Here is a 17,422-nt window from a genome sequence, read left to right on the forward strand (position 1 = left end):
GCTTTCCTTCTATGACAGCCGCTCCACGCATCGCGTTAGCGCCCGGTTCTATTGATGGCGGCGGGATCGGCACTGTGACTTTGAACCTTGCTGAAGGGCTTGTTGCCCGCGGTGCGAAGGTCGATCTCCTTTTGACAACCGTGCCAAAGGATGGACGCCGTATACCCGATGGTGTGGAGACCGTGGTTCTGGCAGGCCGTACACGGCAGGCTTTTGGAGCTGCCAAGCGGTATATGTCGCAGTCGCGCCCCCATATGATTGTTACGGCGCGAAACTACATGCATCTGCTGATGACCGCCGCACATCGGAGCACCGGAGCGAGCAAGCACTGCGCGCTGGTTTGGAGTTTTCACACGCATCGCAGCACGGAACGTTCACACGCAAGACTCAAAGACCGGCTGGTCGATGCGCTTGCTGTTCGGTTTGCGGGATGGGCAGACCATCTGGTTGCGGTTTCCCACGGTGTTGGCAATGATCTTGCGGCTGCAGGTTTGCCCGAAGACAAGCTGCGCGTGATTGAAAACCCTGCCTGGACGGATTGGTATAATGACCTGGCACAGGCGCCCTGCTTCCATCCTTGGCTGCAGGGGGGGGAGGTTCCGGTAATTCTGGGGATTGGTCGGCTGAGCAAGCAGAAGGATTTCCCGCTTCTGATCCGCGCCTTTGCCAAGTTGCGAGCCTCGCATCCGGCGCGGCTGATCATTCTGGGAGAAGGCCCGGACCGCTCGGCTCTGGAAGCGTTGATATCGGATCTGGAAATTTCGGAGCATGTATCTCTACCCGGCCATGTTCCGAACGTCTTTTGCTATCTGGCGAAAGCACAACTTTTTGTGCTCTCATCGCGTTGGGAGGGATTCGGGATGGTTCTGGTCGAAGCAATGGGCTGCGGTTGTCCGGTCATCTCGACCGATTGTCCCGCCGGTCCGGCGGAGATCTTGCAAGGCGGGCGCCTAGGACCGCTCGTTCCTGTGGGCGATGTTACAGCCATGGCTCATGCGATGGTGAACACATTGGCTGCGCAGATACCCCTATCCGCCTCTGCACTCCCCATGGATCGGTTTCGAGCGGACGAAGCGGCACAACGCTACCTATCCCTGATGGTGCGTACATGACTGCGATAGCCTGTTCGGTGATTGTGCCTGTGTATCGTCAATGGGACCGGATGCAGACATTTCTGACCGCGTGGAGCGCGCTCAAACGAGCACCGGGCGAAGTAGAGCTGATCATCGTGAACAATGAGCCTGATTTCGAACCGGGGCTTGGCACGTTGCCCGAATGTGCGCAGATCATAAAGTGCGCAAAACCGGGGTCGTATGCCGCGCGCAATGCGGGGGCATCGGTCGCGCGAGGGACGTGGCTGATCTTTACGGACGCCGATTGCGTCCCAAGATCCGATTGGCTGGCGAATCTCTGTGCAGCTTTCAACGATGTGGGCGAGACGCTGCTTGCAGGCGATGTCCAGATGTTCCGGGAGGGCCCGCCGAACTGGTGCTCGAGCTATGACTTGGTGAGAGGGATACCACAGCGGCGCTACGTCTCGCGGGGCTATGCTGCTACGGCCAATCTGGCGGTACCGGCACAAGTTTTCAGAAGAGTTGGCGGGTTTGACCCGCAGCGGTTTTCGGGGGGAGATGCGGAGTTCTGCCGCAGAGCGAAGCAGCATGGAATACCGCTTCTATTTCTTTCGAATGCGGTTGTAGAGCACCCGGCCCGTGCGAGTTGGGGAGATCTCGTAAAGAAAGCGAGAAGGGTCAAGGGTGCGCAATTAACCCATGGATCCTATTACGAGCGGATATACTGGATGGCCCGCACGTTGTTGCCGCCAATCCCTGAACTTTGGCACCTTGCACGAAGTGCGAGACCAATCCCTGATCGACTCAAAGCTCTGATCATCCGGCTGTTTCTGTGGCCTCTCGAAATAGCGGAGATCGCGAGCCTGCAACTTAACCGTAACCCTGAACGGCGTTGAATGGGCTCTTCTAAAGTTCGTTCAGTATTTTCTTGTGATATCTTCTCAAGAAAAAAATACCCACGGTCATTGGAAAAATAGCAAAACACATGGCATATTCCACGGAAACGTAATCGCCAATATATTCAGGGTATACACCTTGCCGCATTTTTCCAACAACGTGGATAAGCGGATTGTACCATAAGTATTGGGCATACTTCTCAGGAATCTGATCAAAAGTAAAAAATATGCCAGAGGCAAGAAACGCGGGACGATTTACAATTCCCCAGACCTGAGACCAAACCGGGTATAATGAAAAAAGAAGACAATTCAGGGATCCAACGCCAAGCCCAATCATCAGTGCCAGCACCAATGCGGTGGCGACCTCAGTGTAGTTAAGCATAAGCGGAAGATCATACAGCAAAAATATGCCTGCAAAAACAACAGTCGCAACGACGATTTGTATCAGTGCGTTCAGCAAGAAACGAGCGAGAACCGCGTCAAGATAGGTGACTCTAGGGTAAATAAGAAGTTGCCGCGAGAACGTGACTGCCTTTGAGACCTTGTTTTGGGTGGAAGTATACATCAGGAACGGAACGAGTCCGGAAGCATAAAACAAAGGAAAGCTTGTTCCGATCGCGGGCGTCCGCGAAATGGCGCTGAATGCTAGCGTAAGAAGTGTAATGCCCGCCGCTGGCTCCAGAATCGCCCAGATATAACCACCAGGCGAGCGACCGTAGGTCGTTGACATCTCCCGCAACATCAATGCGACGATGACACGAATTGTACGCATATCCCAGATCGCTGTCATGGCCTCTACTCTTCCATTGCCAGTTTAATCAATCTATTGCAGGGAATGACGATCCACAAGTCGAACGCCTCTCATGCAGTTTGTCTGATGACGCTATGAAAATCTTCTTGCGCGCAGAAGGGGTGTCTGCTGAACAGTGGCTGGTGACTGGGGGGATTCTTGGTTAGACCGTGCTTGCAGCCGGAATAGTCTGGCGGCCATAGCGTCCGAGAGCAGATAGTTGAGATTACGAGGGCAAACAAGACTCGAAAACGTTCTAAAGCGATGGCATCATAAGCATGATCTGCGCAGATGGTGCTCCTTTCTTGCTACGCAGCAGCATTCGATTCAATCGCGCGACATTCGGGATTATGTTCTGAGCATTCAAGGGTGCCGTATTTCCATCGGATACCCCAGAAACAATCTCTCGCGTACATATGCCCGCGAGATGACGCGGCTTTTTCCGAATCTGTTAGTCTATGATCGTGACGGGGCAGCTTGGCGGGCTTCGGACAAGTTCCTAACGACCGGTGCGATCCACGACCGTTCTGGACCCTCGCATGCGGGACTTGGGCGTATCCTGCGTGCCAAGGGAGAGAAGGCGGAAATCATACTCTTCGAACAAGGTTTTCTGGCATCCGCATATAGCTGGATCGAGTCTTATCGCGATCACCGCCCAGAAGCCGCCTGTCTTGGCTATGTCTATGACGACATTGCCCACTACTACATGGCGGAGTATCCGAATCGATTGATAGAGCGTCTTAATGGCCCGCAGGAACTGACGGCCGATGAGACGAAGCGCGCCCAAAGTGCGATGAATCGAATACGGGACAGGCGGATATCAAAGTATAATTCGCAGCCATTAGCCGCTCCATCACTAGGGAACGCAGAGCGGCGTAAGGTTCTCGTTTGCGATCAATCCTTTGCGGACGCATCTACCGTTTACGGACTTATTGATGAAACGGGTTTTGAGGAGATGTTGGCTGCTGCTGTTCGCGAGAACGCTGACGCAGATATTCTGGTCAAGACGCATCCCGATACTGCATCGCGGCCGAAAGGGAGGGCGGGTTACTTCAGCCACCTTTCGGATCATGGCCGCGTCAGGATTCTACGCGACCCTATAAACCCCTACGCCCTGTTCGAGCATGTCGATACGGTCTATGTTGGGACCAGCGGCATGGGGTTGGAGGCGCTGTTTGCGGGCAAGCGCGTCGTCTGCTTTGGCGCGCCTTTCTACGCGGGGTGGGGCCTCACGGATGACCGGCGTGAGATACCGCACCGCCATCGTTCCCGCAGCCTCGAAGACATATTTCACGCGTTTTATATCTGGTACACGATCTATCATGTGCCGGGCGCACCCGTGCCCTCACGCATCGAGGATGCCCTCGATTACATCGAAAAGTACAGGCCCGTCAAAGCCGTATAGGACGCTAGCCCTGCTCTCCCGATTTACGCGCTTCACCGATCGGAAACATCAGGCGCCCGATGATGCGCATCGTGCGCCGCGGATGTGTTCGGAAGTAGAGAATCGGGGACTTTCGGAGTCTGCTGAGAGCTCGATCGCCACGTGTCTTGCCTAAAGCTCGTTCAATGGGGGGCACCCAAAATGCAAAGATATTCGCCGGCCCATAAATGTTACCTTGCGGATAGATATAACGCGCAGCCTTGCGCTGCCGCTCGAGCCGCATGTTGTGCAAGAACGTGGCCGGGTCCCTGTCGAACTCACGAATGAGGTCAGGAGATGCTCGCGAGACAAGTCGGCGGCGAACAAATGGCGTAAGCGCCCAGAGGCGCCAGCCGAACAAACCATAGTTCACGATTGCAGGAGATGAACCTAGCTGGTTTGTGCGTCCCGTCCCCTCGTCCAACATGCCGCTTCCGTGTCTCCGGTATCCTTCCGCGATAATCTCGAGCTCTGCGCTGTAAAGAGGTATCGGTGCGGAAGTAGCTGTAGGCGGCGAGGATAAAAACAGGATGCCGTCTGTGCGTCCGAGATAGCGCCGGGCAATCTCGGCATTGCAGTTCTGCGCGGTATCTAGAATTCGGGTCCGCGTGTGGATGTCCAATAGGTCAGGCTTTGGCATTTCATGACCGTTGCGCTTGCGCCAGTCTTGGAGTTGGTCCGCCACATCTTGAATGAAAGAAAAGTAAGCATCACGACTTGGAAATGGCAGGCTATTAAAGAAGCGCAGTACCTCGATGTGAGCCGAGGAAAGCGCACCGTAGTTGCGCTGCCGGGAATCTGGGCGCGGCAATTCGGACAAATCCGGTAATCCTGCCGCTTCGACGAAATCCTTAAGGAGGTCTCCCTCCAATAGTTGTGTGGGCTCGTAAACTCGAACATGGACATGGTCCCGCCCAACCGCATGCTCCCATCGTCCGAGAATTTGGCGATAATCCAGCAGATCACGGGTTTTTGGCGCCGCTAGCCAATCTGTGACTGATGCCGAAACGCGGTTTACAGCACCTCCGGCAACAAATTCGGCGTATTGCGAATTGGCCCAGTCGTCCTGGCGCCGTAGATAGACCACCATTTCCACGTCATATCCGACGAAGTACTGTGCCAAAAGGTGTGCATTAGGGTTCAGAAAAAACGCCTCGCTCGACAGCACAATGGTCTTGACCCGGCCCTGCATGAGCGACACGCCTGAGGAGATATAATTCAGAAGATCGGGATCTTCGTTGATAGCAGATGTAGCAAACTGCGCGTGCCCAGCTTGTTTGTGACTGCGACCGGATTGCCAGAAGAGGCCGACTTCGGGATACCAGACGCCCTTGCGCAGTAGTTCGGGACGGTTTTGCTCCATCAGATGCTGCAGATAGGTGCTTCCAGTCTTGGTGACGCCGATGTGGATGACAACCCTTGGTTTGGGTCCGTTCCACTCCTTGGCATCAGAGCGGCGTACACGGTCGTTGCGCGCATAAAGCGATAGCGCATCGGCGAGCGCACGTTCGCGCGGCGTCGGCGCATCCTTAAGAAACTCTAGGTAGAGTTGGGATTGAGCGATAGGCTTGAGGTGCCGAGCGGCATCGATGAGATCAGGGCGCTTGGACAGTATGCTCTCAAATAGAAGGCCATAGGCATGAGCATCTTTATGAGCGGCGGAAAGCTGGGTGGGCATGTCGCTCAAATCACTAGCGCGCAAGCCGGTTCCTTCTAGAACCTGTTTCAGGCCCTCAAAGAACTCGTCCTCAAAATCAGAGTCTTCGGTGGCGAGAACTGTTTTGTACGCAAAGCCCCAAAATAGATAGTGCAGGAACTGCGCCACCTGAAAGGTTGCCGTCGCAAAGAGGTCAGAGCTTCTATCAAACGCGCCCTTATCGTGCAGCAGTGAGACGACCGTTCGGAAGTTATTGAATTGATCAGTTACGTCCGAGCGAGACTGGGCCCGCCGAACTGCTGAATCCGGCCGGATTCTGTAGACGACCGACGCGCTGTCGAGCGACGAAATTCTGTCGGTGGATAGCAGTGCCTTGAGCAAGAACGCCCGTTCTTCACGGTAGGTTGTAATGAATCGGATATCGTTTTCTTGTAAAAATTCCCGGCGATAGGTCCAATTCCAGAAATGGCGACTGTGAAGAATTTCCGGCCTTGAGGTAAGGCTTTGCATCGCAAAGGGTTCGTTAAAATAGGTTTCGACTTTGTCCTGGCGTCGCCCCGTAATGGTACCGTCTTCATTTTCTAGTTGTTCATAGGCTTTCCGGCCTCGGATCATGTCAGGGAGGTCATTGGCGATGGCTTCATTCACAGCATCAAAATGATGCCGGGAAGGCATATAGTCATCGGGGTCTATGAAGTGGATGTAAGTGCCGCGGGCGGCGTCAAGTCCTCTATTGCGTGCAAATCCCGGGCCAACATTCTCGGGTAGTTCCAGAATACGAATGCGCGGGTCATGCTCCGCTAATTCTTCAAGAATCACCTGGCTGCGATCCTCGCTTTTGTCGACAACCGCGATAATCTCAAAATCCTTGAAGGTCTGCGCCTGAATCGAAGTGATACACTCCCGGATATATTTTTCGACATTGTAAACGGGAACAATAACCGAGATTGTTGGAACGTGCCCCTCCGCCGCAGCTGGTAGCGCGACGGGTCTGTACTTCTCAATGTAGTCGAGGGCATCCTCGATGCGTGAGGGCACGGGTGCGCCCGGCACATGATAGATCGTGTACCAGATATAAAACGCGTGAAATATGTCTTCGAGGCTGCGGGAGCGATGGCGATGCGGTATCTCGCGCCGGTCATCCGTGAGGCCCCACCCCGCGTAGAAAGGCGCGCCAAAGCAGACGACGCGCTTGCCCGCAAACAGCGCCTCCAACCCCATGCCGCTGGTCCCAACATAGACCGTATCGACATGCTCGAACAGGGCGTAGGGGTTTATAGGGTCGCGTAGAATCCTGACGCGGCCATGATCCGAAAGGTGATTGTAGAACCCGGTACGCTTGCCATCGTTTACCCAGGTCACATCGGGATGGGTTTTCACCCATATTTCAGCGTCGGGATTTTCCTCCACAGCGGTTGCGAGCATGTCCTTGAAGTCTTGTTCGGATGCGCGTCCGTAGATTGTCGACGCGTCTGAGAAGTTCTGATCAACTACTAAGACACGGCGCGACGCTCCTGTAGTAGACAAAGCACCAGTCAATGGTTGAGAGTTGTATTTGGAGATCCGAGCACACACGATGCGCTCCATCAGTGCCGCAGCACGAGCTTGTTCAACTTCACTTAGTTCAATGTCGCCATTCAGCCGCTGGATCAATCGGTTAGGATAGTCTGCCATGTAGTAATGTGCAATGTCATCATAGACATAGCCAAGACAGGCCATCTCTGGATCGCGTTGTTGAATGGCTTGCGACCAGCTATGGCTTGAGGCAAGAAAGCCCATCTCGAAGAAAACTATTTCATCCCCGGGAGATGCGTTTTCTAGGGCTACTTGCGTGCTTTTGTGCGAAAGAGCCTCGTCTTCGACTACAGCGCCATAAAGAAGAACTCTTTTGCTTTGCGTAACGAAGCGATCATCTGCTGCAATGAGGTTTGGGAATAGAGCCGGCAAATTTGCAGAAAATGCCGAACTGATATTCGCCCTTATGAATCCCACGCTCCACGGCGAAAATCTGTTCTCTATGATAAACGCATGCATGTCCCGATCTTCGGGAGTGCCTTTGCGCTTATCTTCGAGGAGACTAGTAAATTTCTTAAGCGCCGTCCTGTGCCGTGCCATAACGAAAAACGTCCTCGCCTTTTAATTATGCATCAGCGACAGCGCGCTGCTGTAAGTTTTTAATGCTTCTATAGGTAATTAATGGAATGTTCAATTGTGGCGGATCTCTGGTGTGCGAACTGAATAAGAGCCAAAGCTTGACCTGCTCCCCTTGAGGCTGCGTTTTTCAGTTAGCTCTGTTCAGGGTTTGGTTCTCTCTTGATCGTTGATAATACTCCCGCGTGGTGAGCCCGTCGAGACTCGAATGCGGGCTGTGGTGCTCGCCAAAGTTCGACTGCAAAACTCGTAAGCGATTGATTTTGTTTGGCGGGTACTGCCTTTGTGTGACTACGCGACGGCTTTCAGGCGGGTTTTCGCAGGTTCGGGGCGTCGAACAGCTCCAATTGTTCCGGGGTAGTCGTTGAGATCCCATCAGGCGAGCGTTCACCAATTTTCGCGCTGTGGCGCTGTATGTGCGCGAGCATGTCGAGAGCAGTGCGTGGGCTTGCACTGTGCCCCTTGACCGGCGAAGCCGACCCTCGGCCAACCCGTCCGCGTCAAAGGCCACGTTCCGGAAGGTCTCGACAAGAGGTAATGTTGCGCAAATCAGGTTCGAGGGTGAATGCGCCCTTTCCCGGCAGAGTTCAGGTGACGGCTTCGATTTTGGCCCTGCCGAGGGCCGAGAAGGTGTTCATGATTGCGATGCGGATGTGGATTTCGGCGGTTTGGCGAACGGACATGATCCTCTCACCGAAAAGTTTCAGGCAGTTCATCCTGGCCTCGACCCGGCTTCGGATATGGTATCGCGCCCATTTCTTCCAGAGCGCCCGGCCCAGGTGTCGGGTTGCACGCAGGATCTCGTTTCGCGCGAAGGCTGCGGGGCAGTCTTCCTTCCAGACGCGTCCGTTGCGGCGGATGGGTAGTGAGGGCATGACTGCCACGGGTTCGAAGGAATGCCCGAACGCATCGACACCTCGCTCAAAGATCGCCCCATGACATCGGCGCGTGTCATAGGCGTCGTCGGCGGTGACGGTCTCGATCGTCTCGTCGGTCGGGATCTGTGCCAGCAGCTCCGGCAGCAGCGGGCTGTCGCCCTGACGGCTTGAGGTGAACTCGACCGCGCGAACGTCTCCCGTGCCGGCGTCCATGGCGATATGTACTTTCCGCCACTGCCTCCGGCGCGAGACTCCATGCTTGCGGGCCAGCCATTCACCGTCGCCACGGAACTTGATACCTGTGCTATTGATCAACAGGTTCTGCAGCCGCCCGGAGACGCGATACGGGATCTGCACCGCTATCCGCGCCTGACGTCGGCACAGGGTCGAGAAATCCGGCACCGGCCAGTCCGTCCAAATCTCGGCTTAACTGTCGAACCCAAGGGGCTTGCCTTCGACGATGATGGCCTGGCCGAGGATACCTTCGCCGGGCATCGCCTGATCGTCGCCCATGATCAACTGCGCGCTGAAGAGCGATCAGGCCGGCGCAGGGCGCGCATCCGAGAGCTCGAAGATATGGCAGAGCGCATGGTGACGAAGCTTGATCGGCAAGATGACGGTGAGACCGCCCGCGGTCGTCGCGCTTCCGATCGTGGCGCCTACAGCCGGTTCACTCGCGCCGTCGCCGAAGCCGAACTGACCCGCTTCATCAAGCCCGACCTGCAAGCCGACCGGTTCAGTTGGAGCCTCGACGAGGACGCCATCGCACGAGCGGAACTCTTCGACGGCAAACTCGCGCTGCTGACCAACGCGTCCGATCTGACGGCGACTGACGCCCTATCACGCTACAAGGCCCTGGCCGATATCGAGCGCGGCTTTCGCGTGCTGAAGTCCGACATAGAGATCGCCCCCGTCCACCACCGGCTGCCCGACCGCATCCGCGCCCATGCCCTGATCTGCTTTCTCGCGCTGGTTGCTCTACCGCGTCATGCGCATGCGCCTGAAGGCAAAGGGGCATTCCGCAAGCCCCCGCACAGCACTCGACATGCTCGCGCGCATCCAGAAACACACCGCCCATGCGGGAAACCGCACCTTGCACGGCGTCAGCAGAACAACACCGGAACAACTCGACCTCTTCGAAGCCATGGATCTCCCCAAACCCGCCTGACGGGCTTTGTTGTCACATTCTTGGCTAATCGGCCTTAACAATATCAATTGCTTAAGCGCTCTACTGATGAACTTGGGGGGTGCGGATGTTGCGGGAACCGATCAACCCCTACTCGCTGTTCGACGAGGTCGACACCGTCTATGTCGGCACCAGCCAGGTGGGGCTGGAGGCGCTGATGGCGGGCAAGAAAGTGATGACCTTCGGCGCGCCCTTCTACGGCGGCTGGGGCCTGACCGACGACCGGCAGCCGATCCCGCACCGGCACCGCCAGCGCAGCCTGGCCGAGATCTTCCACTATTTCTATGTATGGTACACGATCTACCACGTGCCCGGCTGCGCGGTGCCAAGCCGGATAGAGGATGCGCTTGATTTCATCGAGGCGAACAGGCCGGGGTGAGCAGGAATGGTCCATCTTGTCCAAATGAACTTATGCTTTCTTCAACGTAGTAAGCCTATCCTCCAAATGCCTAATATATCTCACAAACATCTCAGCATCAACGGGCTTAGACAGATCACTTGCATCTACTGAAAATGCCGATTTCGAAAGAAAGGCCTTATCCAGATTAAGGCTTTCCGACGCCCAATTAATGTCACTCTCTGCAGACCTAATCGCCATCTCATGACAATAGGCAGGAAGTCCGAACCTTTCCTTCTTCGGTAGTTCCATATTCCTAAGATGCCTTAGAATAATAAGGCCGTCCTTCCAATTAGATCTGAAGCGAACTTCATTTACAGCTGATGCTAGCCTAATTTGATCAACGGTCATAGAATCATTCTTCATATAAAGCTTGATATTTCTTGAAGAACTATCTTCACTCAAGATAGATAGGAAGTCAGATACTACATCCTCTCCGTGGAGAGTCTTCCTATAAAATGGACGAATATCGACATTCTCTCGTCCAAATGTCGAAATATACTTCTCAAAATACTCTCGATACCTAGGATAAGGCGGCAGATCTATAACATCCGATATTGTCTTTAGCGACTGCCTTATCAGTTGTTGCGAAAAGCTGTTAGACCACTCAGCAACCGGCCTTATATACCCCACAACAGAAAACGACGTTGCGCCGCTGTCAACGAAGAACTTTCTCATCTCCGCGACTTCACTCTCGTGTAGAATGCATAGATCTTCGGCAGAAACTATCAGATTGAGATTCGATTTCTTTGCGCTCTGAATCTCTTCAAAAATGCGGTTCTGTGCAAACCTCTTGCCGAATCTCTTCCTTGGAATTCCTGCGGACGACTTGATTTCTTTATAGTATTTCATGTAGCTTTCGGATCCAAAGGCCGAAGATATGATGAAAGAGTGGTTTCTCTCATCAGACTGCAAATACCTCCATTTTTTCAACTGTACGCGCTTTTGAGCGAAGTCTAGCGTCGCTTGAATAGAGGATGATCCCGTCTTATGCTGCCCGATATGGAGCATTATCTTCGTCATGGTATTATCTCCGCTGGGCGATCATGTCTATTTTTGGAATAGTGCCTGCGTGATCGCTTGATGTTTCTCTTTTGTTATCTTGATTTAGTTGTCGAATCGACGTTTCTGAGTTCACCCACCGGGAACAGCACCCGTCCGATCGCGCGCGAGGCCGGGCGGTCGAGGGTTCGCATGAACAGCACCGGATCGGCCCGCAGCCGACTGACCGCGGCCTGGCCGCCCCGGGCATAGGCGAGGGGTTCGAGAAGGCGCTGACGCCGCCGGGGCTTGCGGGGTTCCGTCCTGGTCGGCTGCGGGTAGAGGAACCCCGCAAGCCCGGCATGCCGCCCGGCCCAGTTCTTGCGTGCATATTCGGCGGGTTCGGTCAGAAGGCGCGCCCGCGCCTTTTTCCAGCCGCGCCCCGCGTAGTACCAGCCGATGATCGGGGCGAGGACGTGCAACCGCCATCCGAGCACCCCGTAATCGACGATTCGCGGAGCGGCCTTCCGCTTAGGCGGCGGCGGAGCGGCCTTCCGCTTAGGCGGCGGCGGGGCGGCGGGCCTGGGCGGCGTGTGCCTGGCATAGGCGGCCCCCGCAACGGCAAGCTCCTCGGCATGAAGGACGCTTTCCGCCTCGTTCCGCGGCGTGGCCCCGAATAGCGGCGCGCCGTCGAAATAGTCCCGCGCAATGCGCTGATTGCCCGCTTCCCCCGCATCCATGATGCGCTCGGAAAGTTCCGGGGTGACAAACCATGGGCCCGGCATGGCCAGTTCGCGCTTGCGCCGCCAGCCCTGAAGGGCCTGCGTCACCTCCTCGATGAAGCTGAAATAGGCATCCCGGCTGTGGAAGGGCATAGTGTTAAATTGCCGGATCATCTCGACATGAGCGGTGGAAAGGCGCGCGGAATTGGCCTTGGCGCCTTGGGGGCGGGGAAGCGCATGCAATTGCGGCAGATTCACCGTGTCGGCGAAATCCGTCAGGATATCCCAATCCTTGTCCTCGGACTTGCCATAGCGCCGCACGTGAATCCGGTCACGGTCAAGCACGGTCTCCCACCGGGACAGAAGATCGTCGTAGTCGAGCCAGTCGCGGGTCTTCGGCTCCTGCAGCCAGTCTTCGAACGGTGCATTCACGCGTCCGACTGCCCCACCGGCCACGAACTCGGCATACTGCGAGTTCGCCCAGTTATCCTGACGCCGTAAATATACAACCATCTCACAGGGATAGTCGGAGAAATACCGGGCCAGCTTCTCGCTGTGCGGGTTCAGGAAGAATGCCTCGCTGGACAGCACGATCGTATGAATCTGCTTCCCGAGCAGGGCAAGGCCGGTCTCGATGTAGTTGTGCAAGTCCGCCTCATCGCGGACGGCGGCACGAGCAAAATCAGCATGTCCGGCTTGCTTATGTGGCCTGCTCTGCTGCCAGAAAAGCCCCACCTCGGGATACCAGATGCCCTGGCGCAGCAGCGCGGGGCGGTTGTCCTCCATCAGGTGCTGAAGCGCCGTGCTGCCGGTCTTGGTCGCACCCAAGTGTAGGATGATCCGAGGTTTACTGGCAGGCGCCTTCGCCACCCGCGCGGGCGCGACATGGGTATTCCGGGCGTAGGTATTGAGCGCGGACTGGAATTCGCGCGCGATATCGTCTTGTGGCTCTTCCAAGAGCTCGGTGTAAAGTTTACCCTGCGGGACGCGCTTTCCGCCGGCGGCGATATCGACCCAGTCGTAACGGCGGGCGCGCAGGGCGGCGATGATCAGCTTGTAAACGCCGGTACCAAACTTGGCTTTCTGGACTTGCCCAGGGGCGTCGGTCAATTCGGAGAGCTGGAAATCAACGGTGTCCAGCGCCCTTGACAACCGATCGAGGTACGGGACCCGATCCGGCACCTTGTCGCAGAGTGTCTTGTACCAAAACCCAAAGAACAGGAAATGGGTGAATTGGGAGACTTGGAAGGCCAAGTGCTGCCGCAGCGCGCCTTGACGTGTGTCAGCACCGTGGTCGGCTAACAGCTGAACGATACTCTCGAAGTTTTTTAGAAAATTTTCTACGTCTCCGATATTCTTTTCTCGTCGCGCCGTGGATGACTGACGAATCCGATACATGAAGGAAAGCTCATTGGTCAGAGTAATCGTTCCGGATTTCAGCAATGCATTGAGAAGAAATCCCCTCTCTTCCCATTGGCTCGTGATAAATTTCACACCTTCTCGCAGAAGAAAATCTCTTCTGTAAAGCCACAGGCAAAAGTGCCTGCTATGAAGAATTGTCAGATCATCCACGAAAGTGGTTGACGCTACGTATTCGTTGAAATTCTTTTCCGTTCGATCCTCCTCTATACGGATAAGCTGATCATTTTCATCGAATATCGCCTCGCCAGCCTTCTTCGCCCGCGTCATATCGGCATCGTTTTTATCCGCCGCGCGCACAACATTTTCCAGAAACTCGGGATCGACGAGCCAGTCGTCTGAATCAATGAACCAGATATACTCGCCCCTTGCCGCTTCCAGGCCCCGGTTGCGGGCGAAGCCTTGGCCGGCGTTCGTAGCCAAGAGGATTGGCCTGATCCGCGGGTCCTCCGCCGCCAACCGATCTATGATCTCTTGGCTGCCGTCGGGCGAGGCATCGTTGACGGGGATAATCTCGATCTCACGCAGGGTCTGGCGCTGGATCGAGGCGATACATTCCTCGATATATTTCTCCACCCCGTAGACCGGCAGGATCACCGAGACGCGCGGCGGAGCGGCAAGCTCGTCTTCCGTCGGCGGCAGCGCATAGGGGCGGTGCGTCTCGATATAATCGAGCACATCCTCGATTTGGCTTGGCGCGGGTTTTCCGGGCACCATGTAGATCGAGTACCAGACGTAGAAATAGTGGAATATCGACGCAAGATCGCGCTGACGGTGCCGGTGCGGGATTTCCTGCCGGTCGTCGGTCAGGCCCCAGCCGCCGTAGAAGGGCGCGCCGAAGGTCACCACCTTCTTGCCTGCCATCAGCGCCTCGAAACCCATCTGACTGGTGCCGACATATACGGTATCGACAAGGTCGAAGACGCTGTAGGGGTTCACCGGATCGCGCAGAATCCGGACCCGTCCGAAGGATTCAAGATGGGAATAATAACCAGCGCGCTTGCCCTTTTCCCAAGCGGTGTCGGGATGGGACTTCACCCAGATCTCGGCATCGGGGTTTTCGCGGATGGCCGCGTAGAGCATCTTCTCGAAATCCGCGTCCCCCATTTTGCCATAGACGGTCGAGGCATCGGCATAGGCCTGGTCGCAGACCAGAACCCGGCGGGCATAATCCGAGGCCGGCACCGGCGGCGTCATGGGCTGGGCATTGTACTTGCTGATCCGCTGCGAGACGATGCGCTGCATTGCTTGGTCGGCGCGTGCCCGTTCCCTTTCCGTCGGTTCGTCTTCTCCGTTGAGTTTCCGGATCAGGCGATTGGGGTGGTCCGCCATGAAATAATGGCTGATGTCGTCATAGACATAGCCGAGGCAGGCATATTTCGGGTCGCCTTCCCGGAAGGAATGAGACCAGCTGTGGCTGGTCGCGAGGAAGGAGGACTCGAAAAAAAGGATTTCCCGGTCCTCCGGCATGATCTGCAGCGCCTCGACCGCGCCCCGGTGGGAATTCGTGGCTTCACGGTAGACCGTGCCAGAAAGCAGAAACCAGTCGCATTCGCCAAATCCCTTCTGGTCAAAGGACCGGTTCCGAGGAAATAGGCTCGGCAGGTTCGCCCCAAAACCGTTCTCCAGCGTGTCGGAAACATACCCGAACCCTACCTCTTCCTGCCGCTTCGATAGAACATACTCGCGGATATCTCGATCCGGCGCGGCATTGGCCGCTCCCTGCATGGAAAGGAATTCGGCGAACCGAAAAAAAGCGGTCTGGTTATTCTTGTCCATGTCGTCCCTGCTCAATGGATGTTTTCTGCGGCGATGCGCAGCGGATCGCCAACCAACTCGGCAAGCCTGACGTTCAGAAGCTCGCGCTGACCTGCCCGGACTCTGACCGGACCGCGTTCCAGCGCCTCGGCGAACATCTCTTCCCAGGCTTTCGCGATGACCTCTTGGCTATAGAGCCGTTCGTAGCGCAGGCGCGAGGCGCGTCCCATCTGTGCCCGAAGCCCGGCATCGGCCATGATCCTGTGCAGCTCCTCGCCAAGCGACCCGACCTGCCGTCCGCCGCTTGCCAGAAAGCCGTTTTCGCCGGGAACGATCTGTTCGTTGACGCCGGAACAGACCGCGTAGCCGACCAGCGGCAGGCCATGCGCCATGGCCTCGCATGTCACCATCGGGAAGCCCTCCAGCGTCGAGGGCAGCACGAAGGCATGCGCGCTGGCATAAAGCGGATAGGGATCGTCAACTTCACCCAGGAATTCGATCCGGTCGCCCAGGCCCAGCCCCTCGGCTCTTTCGGCAAGCGCTGCGCGCTCGGACCCGTCGCCGACTATGCGCAGCATCCAGTCGGGATGATCCCCGGCCACCTGTGCAAAGGCCTCGATCAGGACGCGGACATTCTTGCGCGGCACCAGCCGGGCCACGCACAGCAGGTATTTCACCCCCTCCGCGCCGGGATCAGCCCGCTTGTCCGTATCGCGCACGGTGTTCGGCACGACGCGAATCCTGTCCTGATGCGATTTTCCCAACGTCTGGCGAAACCCCTCCGTCAGCAGATGGATGAGGGTCGCGCCGAAAAAGGCGATCTCGCGCTCCTCGGCGGAGAAGGTTCCGATCCAGTCGGGCATGCGCGGATCGATATGTTCCGACAGCACGATGGGAAGGCCGAGGCGATGCGCGCAGCGGACATAGCGCGAAAAGGTCCGGTTCATGTGCAGACCGACCAGCAGCTCGCGCCCCTCGGCGGCGACGATCATCGCCATCTGGTCGTCCACCCGCGCGTTCGCCCCTTCGGGCAGATGCACCAGGCGGATCGCTGGATCCAGCGGCCAGACCGGCCGGCCCCGGGCGTCGTCGAAGGTGAAGATCACGACATCATGCCCGCGCGCCGCCATCGCATTCGCCATCATGTGGCCGACATTCTCGGTGCCACCCCTGCTTTTCGTAATCCATGGCACGAAGAAACCCAGCCGCATGGACGGGATCGCCGGGGGCTGGGCCAGGGCCGCGCGCGGAACCGCGATCTCCTGCGGCGGCACGTGCCATTTCCAGTTCACGCTCTGCAGGTTGCCCTCGAACCCTTGGCGCGCCTTGAAGCCCTCGGGAAACGATCCAAGTTCGGTCAGCCTCTCGAGATCGCCATTCGCGAACCTCAGTTCGGACCGGGGTGGGGCCTCGCCACGGCCAACCTCGCCAAAGATGTTGTAACCATGTCGAACGAACCGGCCCGACCGCAGGTCGAACCCGGTCACCGCCAGCACATACATCAGGTTGCCGACGTTCCAGCCATTGCTGACATGGCCGCCGACAACAGTCGACTTTGCCGGCGGGACGGTAACCAGCAGCAGGCCGTCTGGTTTCAGGACGCGCCGGATCTCGGCCAGAGCTCGGCCGGTATCCAGCACGTGCTCCAGAACATGCGCGCACCATACGACATCAAAGCTCGCGTCCGGGAACAGGGTCATGTCGGTTACGTCGACATTCTCGTGCAGTTCGATCCCCTCCGGGAAGACCGCTTGGTCTGTGAGATAGGCGTCCACGTCGAACCCAGTCGCCGTCACATCCCACCCGGCGGCCAGAAAGGCGCGCGCGGCCAAGCCGGATCCGGTCCCGATGTCGAGCATCCGCTTGCCCGATCCATCTGGAAGCGCCGCGATGGCCTCCGCCAGGATGTCCGCCTGCCCGCGAATGAACGTGGTGACTTTACCATTGCTTTCAGTCAAGGTGTCGCTCTCACTCCCATTTAAAACATCTGTTCGACGGTCTCGACAACGTTCTGCCGGATAGTCCAGCAAACGTCCACACCTTCTGCCTGTTGACAATGAGGTAAAGTTGATGTGTTTGTGCAAGCTTGAA

Annotated in this window: 9 protein-coding genes and 2 pseudogenes; 5 read left to right on the plus strand and 6 right to left on the minus strand. The window is 56.7% G+C overall.

The genetic code is table 11. The annotated features are described in order from the left end of the window. Positions 1-11: 11 nt before the first annotated feature. Both FPZ52_RS11795 and FPZ52_RS11800 read left to right on the plus strand, forming a co-directional pair. A complete protein-coding gene (locus FPZ52_RS11795; protein ID WP_146365821.1) occupies positions 12-1,112 on the plus strand; it encodes a glycosyltransferase in 1,101 nt (366 codons plus the stop codon). Beyond that, positions 1,109-1,969, plus strand: coding sequence for a glycosyltransferase family 2 protein (locus FPZ52_RS11800; RefSeq protein WP_146365822.1), 861 nt, complete (start codon positions 1,109-1,111; stop codon positions 1,967-1,969). The genes FPZ52_RS11795 and FPZ52_RS11800 overlap by 4 nt, the downstream gene beginning before the upstream one ends. 10 nt (positions 1,970-1,979) lie before the next feature. Here FPZ52_RS11800 and FPZ52_RS11805 read toward each other — a convergent pair whose 3' ends face one another. Then, on the minus strand, positions 1,980-2,759 hold the full coding sequence (locus FPZ52_RS11805; RefSeq protein WP_240804461.1) for an ABC transporter permease: 780 nt from the start codon (positions 2,757-2,759) through the stop codon (positions 1,980-1,982). 427 nt (positions 2,760-3,186) lie between these two features. Between FPZ52_RS11805 and FPZ52_RS11810 the strand changes: the two genes are divergently transcribed. Further along, positions 3,187-4,164 carry a capsular polysaccharide export protein, LipB/KpsS family gene (locus tag FPZ52_RS11810; protein ID WP_146365823.1) on the plus strand — a complete coding sequence of 326 codons (978 nt, stop codon included), beginning with the start codon at positions 3,187-3,189 and terminating at the stop codon, positions 4,162-4,164. Between the two features lie 4 nt (positions 4,165-4,168). On the opposite strand, the gene FPZ52_RS11815 is transcribed toward FPZ52_RS11810, so the two are convergent. Next, positions 4,169-7,873: a capsular polysaccharide export protein, LipB/KpsS family gene (locus tag FPZ52_RS11815; protein WP_168201338.1), complete on the minus strand. Its 3,705-nt coding sequence runs from the start codon at positions 7,871-7,873 to the stop codon at positions 4,169-4,171. Between the two features lie 704 nt (positions 7,874-8,577). Next, a pseudogene (locus FPZ52_RS11825) lies at positions 8,578-9,279 on the minus strand (IS5 family transposase); the annotation flags it as partial. A 33-nt stretch (positions 9,280-9,312) separates the two neighbouring features. On the opposite strand from FPZ52_RS11825, the pseudogene FPZ52_RS11830 reads away from it, so the two are divergent. Both FPZ52_RS11830 and FPZ52_RS11835 read left to right on the plus strand, forming a co-directional pair. Beyond that, positions 9,313-10,036, plus strand: a pseudogene (locus FPZ52_RS11830) (IS1634 family transposase); the annotation flags it as partial. An 85-nt stretch (positions 10,037-10,121) separates the two neighbouring features. Further along, positions 10,122-10,433, plus strand: coding sequence for a capsular polysaccharide export protein, LipB/KpsS family (locus FPZ52_RS11835; RefSeq protein WP_146365825.1), 312 nt, complete (start codon positions 10,122-10,124; stop codon positions 10,431-10,433). Positions 10,434-10,463: 30 nt separating this feature from the next. On the opposite strand, the gene FPZ52_RS11840 is transcribed toward FPZ52_RS11835, so the two are convergent. The 3 genes from FPZ52_RS11840 to FPZ52_RS11850 all read right to left on the minus strand — a co-directional run bounded on the left by FPZ52_RS11840 (position 10,464) and on the right by FPZ52_RS11850 (position 17,289). Continuing rightward, positions 10,464-11,474 carry a hypothetical protein gene (locus tag FPZ52_RS11840; protein ID WP_146365826.1) on the minus strand — a complete coding sequence of 337 codons (1,011 nt, stop codon included), beginning with the start codon at positions 11,472-11,474 and terminating at the stop codon, positions 10,464-10,466. Between the two features lie 74 nt (positions 11,475-11,548). Beyond that, a complete protein-coding gene (locus FPZ52_RS11845; protein ID WP_146365827.1) occupies positions 11,549-15,352 on the minus strand; it encodes a glycosyltransferase in 3,804 nt (1,267 codons plus the stop codon). Between the two features lie 11 nt (positions 15,353-15,363). Beyond that, positions 15,364-17,289, minus strand: a complete 1,926-nt coding sequence (locus FPZ52_RS11850; protein WP_146365828.1) for a glycosyltransferase — start codon at positions 17,287-17,289, stop codon at positions 15,364-15,366. Between the last annotated feature and the right edge of the window lie 133 nt (positions 17,290-17,422).

The organism is Qingshengfaniella alkalisoli (assembly GCF_007855645.1).
GTDB classification, from domain to species: domain Bacteria; phylum Pseudomonadota; class Alphaproteobacteria; order Rhodobacterales; family Rhodobacteraceae; genus Qingshengfaniella; species Qingshengfaniella alkalisoli.

Excerpts from the sequence above, each read along its gene's own strand:
- FPZ52_RS11795 (WP_146365821.1), top strand. The coding sequence starts at position 12 with ATGACAGCCGCTCCACGCATCGCGTTAGCGCCCGGTTCTATTGATGGC.
- FPZ52_RS11800 (WP_146365822.1), top strand. The coding sequence starts at position 1,109 with ATGACTGCGATAGCCTGTTCGGTGATTGTGCCTGTGTATCGTCAATGG.
- FPZ52_RS11805 (WP_240804461.1), bottom strand. The coding sequence starts at position 2,759 with ATGACAGCGATCTGGGATATGCGTACAATTCGTGTCATCGTCGCATTG.
- FPZ52_RS11810 (WP_146365823.1), top strand. The coding sequence starts at position 3,187 with ATGACGCGGCTTTTTCCGAATCTGTTAGTCTATGATCGTGACGGGGCA.
- FPZ52_RS11815 (WP_168201338.1), bottom strand. The coding sequence starts at position 7,873 with ATGCATGCGTTTATCATAGAGAACAGATTTTCGCCGTGGAGCGTGGGA.
- FPZ52_RS11835 (WP_146365825.1), top strand. The coding sequence starts at position 10,122 with ATGTTGCGGGAACCGATCAACCCCTACTCGCTGTTCGACGAGGTCGAC.
- FPZ52_RS11840 (WP_146365826.1), bottom strand. The coding sequence starts at position 11,474 with ATGACGAAGATAATGCTCCATATCGGGCAGCATAAGACGGGATCATCC.
- FPZ52_RS11845 (WP_146365827.1), bottom strand. The coding sequence starts at position 15,352 with ATGGACAAGAATAACCAGACCGCTTTTTTTCGGTTCGCCGAATTCCTT.